Here is a 3,379-nt window from a genome sequence, read left to right as displayed (position 1 = left end):
GGGCCGGGGCGCGCCAGCAGGTCGGTGACGTGCTCGCGCTCGGCGAGGTCGAGCTGGAGCGCGCGGGCGAGGGCCTCGACGACCTCCGGCGAGGGGCTGCCGGCCCGCCCCTGTTCGAGGCGGGTGTAGTACTCGGTGCTCACTCCGGCGAGGCGCGCGACCTCGTCGCGGCGCAGCCCGGGTACCCGCCGTACGCGGCCGTCCTGGACCAGCCCCGCGCGGTCGGGGGTGATCCGGGCACGGCGGGAGCGCAGGAAGTCCGCGATCTCGCTGTGTCGGTCCATGCCCCCAGTATCCGTCAGCCCCGCGCGGCGCACCGGGCCGCGGGTGGCCCTCTCAGGGCCTCCTTGGAGCCCAAGGCGGCAGGTGCGGGCTGGTGTGCTGGAGGTGCGGCCGAGGACGTTGGCCGCGGAACCCCTCTGCATCCCTCTGCTTCGGAAGGTACTGACATATGTCCGAGAAGAGCCTGACCCAGCCCCTCGCCGGACGGGTGGCGGTGGTCACCGGCGCCTCCAGCGGCATCGGCGGGGCTGCGGCCGAGCACCTGGCGGGGCTCGGTGCGCGGGTCGCCGTCCTGGCCCGGCGCGCGGACCGGCTGGCCGAGCTGGTCGCCCGGATCGAGAAGAGCGGCGGCACCGCCCTGGCGCTGGCCGCCGATGTGACGGACCCCGCGGCGGTGCGGTCGGCCGCCGGGCGGGTCGCGGACGAGCTCGGCACCGCGGACCTGCTGCTCAACAACGCGGGGGTGATGCTGCCCGCGCCGGTCGAGGAGCGGGCGGCCGAGCAGTGGCAGCACCAGATCGACCTCAATGTCTCCGGGCTGATGCATGTCATCGGCGCGTTCACCCCGCAGTTGGTCCGGGCCGCGGCCGAGCGCGGGGTGGCCGACCTGGTCAACACCTCGTCGGTCGCGGCGCAGAACGTCTTCCCGAACTTCGCCGTCTACTCCGGCACCAAGGCGTATGTCACCCACCTCTCGCGCCATCTGCGGGTCGAGCTGGGCCCCAAGGACGTACGGGTGTCGGCGGTCGAGCCGGGCATCGTCGGCACGGAGCTGCAGAGCCATGTCACCGACGAGGGTGCCCGGCAGTGGCTGGAGGGCACCAGGGAGACGGTGGAGTGGCTCGCGCCGCAGGACGTCGCCGAGACGGTCGGCTTCCTCGCCGCGCTGCCGCCGCGGGTGAACCTGCAGCAGGTGACGATCATGCCCACGCGTCAGACCGGCTGACCGCCGCGCCGCGAGCCGGTGCGGGACGCGGGGTGCGGGGTGCGGGGTGCGGGAACCGTGGGTGCGGCGGAGGAGTTGCCCCGCAAGCCGTACGGTCGATCAGGCGCGACCGTCACCGAGAGGAGCACGCGTGAGCGAACCCGGCTTCCCCGCACAGGAGATCGACACCGAGCGGCCGCACCCCGCGCGGATCTACGACTACCTCCTGGGCGGCAAGGACAACTACGCGGTGGACCGCGACGCCGGTGACGCGCTCGCGGACGTGGCCCCGGAGGTACGGCCGGGGGTGCGGGCCAACCGCGCCTTCCTGCGGCGCGCCGTCCGGTACGCGGTCGGCGGCGGCATCCGCCAGATCCTGGACATCGGCACCGGGCTGCCCACCTCGCCCAACGTCCACGAGACCGCCCGGGAAACCGCGCCGGACGTGCGCGTCGCGTACGTCGACAACGACCCGATCGTCAACGTGCACGCCAACGCCCTGCTCAACCGCTCGGGCGGGACCCGGGTGGTGCTCGGCGACCTGCGCGACCCGCAGGCCGTCGTGCACCACCCGGACGTGCGCGAGGTCGTCGACTTCGACGAGCCGGTCGCCCTGCTCCTGGTCGCCGTCCTGCACTTCCTCACCGAGGAGGAGCAGCCCGGACGGATCGTCGCCACGCTGCGCGACGCGCTGCCGCCCGGGAGCGTGCTGGTGCTCTCGCACGCCACGGACGACTTCGCCGACCGCAGCGCGGCCCAGGCCGTCTACGGCAACGCCACGGCGACCCTGAACCTGCGCCCCCGCTCCGCGATCGAGCGGTACTTCGACGGCTTCGAGCTGGTCGAGCCCGGCCTGGTCCAGGTTCCGTTCTGGCGGCCGGACAGCTCGCCGCCGCAGGGCTCCGGCGAGATCGGCTTCTACGGGGGCGTGGCGTACCGGAGGGCCTGAGCGCGCCGCGAGGGCGCGTCCGGCGGGCCGCGTGAAGGAGATCTGCGGCGGCGGTTAAGAAATCCTCGATGGACCCGGGCGCCCGGCACGCGGAGGATTTCCCCCGAGATTCCACTCCCCCACCCCGGCGCGGGCACCTGCGGCGTGCCCGGATCCGGGGTCTCACCCCAGGAGTCGTTGCGTTGAAGGCGCTGGTCAAGGAGAAGGCAGAGCCGGGACTGTGGCTCGCGGACGTGCCGGAGCCGGCCATCGGTCCCGGGGATGTGCTGATCAGGGTGGAGCGGACCGGGATCTGCGGCACCGATCTGCACATCCGGGCCTGGGACGGCTGGGCGCAGCAGGCGATCCGCACCCCGCTGGTCGTCGGGCACGAGTTCGTCGGCGAGGTCGTCGAGGTCGGGCGCGGCGTCGAGCAGGTGGCCGTGGGCGACCGGGTCAGCGGCGAGGGGCACCTGGTGTGCGGACGGTGCCGCAACTGCCTGGCGGGGCGGCGCCATCTGTGCCGGGCGACGGTCGGGCTCGGCGTCGGACGCGACGGCGCGTTCGCGGAGTACGTGGCGCTGCCCGCCTCCAATGTGTGGGTGCACCGGGTGCCCGTGGACCTGGACGTCGCCGCGATCTTCGATCCGTTCGGCAACGCCGTGCACACCGCGCTGTCCTTCCCGCTGGTCGGCGAGGACGTCCTGATCACCGGCGCCGGGCCGATCGGCCTGATGGCGGCCGCCGTGGCCCGGCACGCGGGCGCCCGCAACGTCATGGTCACCGATGTCAGCGAGGAGCGCCTGGAGCTCGCGCGGAAGGTCGGCGTCAGCCTGGCGCTCGACGTCGGCGGCGCCACGATCGCCGACGGGCAGCGTGCGCTCGGGCTGCGCGAGGGCTTCGATGTCGGCCTGGAGATGTCCGGGCGCCCCGAGGCCATGCGCGACATGCTCGACAACATGACGCACGGCGGCCGGATCGCGATGCTCGGACTGCCCGCCGAGGACTTCCCGGTCGACTGGGCCCGGGTCGTCACCTCCATGATCACGATCAAGGGCATCTACGGCCGGGAGATGTTCGAGACCTGGTACGCCATGTCGGTGCTGCTCGAAGGCGGCCTCGATCTCGCCCCCGTGATCACCGGCCGCTACGGCCACCGCGACTTCGAGGCGGCCTTCGCGGACGCCGCCGGCGGCACCGGCGGCAAGGTCATCCTCGACTGGACCGGGTAGCCCGGCCCTCCC

4 protein-coding genes are annotated in these 3,379 nt (G+C 73.6%); 3 read left to right on the top strand and 1 reads right to left on the bottom strand.

The window, feature by feature from the left end:
- A partial coding sequence (locus tag G5C65_RS33980) for a helix-turn-helix domain-containing protein (protein WP_165302909.1) occupies positions 1 to 284 on the bottom strand: 284 nt, incomplete at its 3' end.
- A 167-nt stretch (positions 285 to 451) separates the two neighbouring features.
- Between G5C65_RS33980 and G5C65_RS33975 the strand changes: the two genes are divergently transcribed.
- From G5C65_RS33975 to tdh, 3 genes are all read left to right on the top strand, one after another.
- Complete coding sequence (locus G5C65_RS33975; protein WP_165302908.1) at positions 452 to 1,228, top strand: SDR family oxidoreductase; 777 nt, start codon at positions 452 to 454, stop codon at positions 1,226 to 1,228.
- A 130-nt stretch (positions 1,229 to 1,358) separates the two neighbouring features.
- Positions 1,359 to 2,156: an SAM-dependent methyltransferase gene (locus tag G5C65_RS33970; protein ID WP_165302907.1), complete on the top strand. Its 798-nt coding sequence runs from the start codon at positions 1,359 to 1,361 to the stop codon at positions 2,154 to 2,156.
- 182 nt (positions 2,157 to 2,338) lie between these two features.
- The gene (gene tdh / locus G5C65_RS33965; RefSeq protein ID WP_165302906.1) at positions 2,339 to 3,367 is read left to right on the top strand and encodes an L-threonine 3-dehydrogenase; all 1,029 of its coding nucleotides are present in this window, start codon (positions 2,339 to 2,341) and stop codon (positions 3,365 to 3,367) included.
- The last annotated feature ends 12 nt before the right edge of the window (positions 3,368 to 3,379 follow it).

The sequence above is a fragment of the Streptomyces boncukensis genome, assembly GCF_011045075.1.
Taxonomy (GTDB): Bacteria; Actinomycetota; Actinomycetes; order Streptomycetales; family Streptomycetaceae; genus Streptomyces; species Streptomyces boncukensis.
This window is presented reverse-complemented; position numbering and strand designations above follow the sequence as displayed.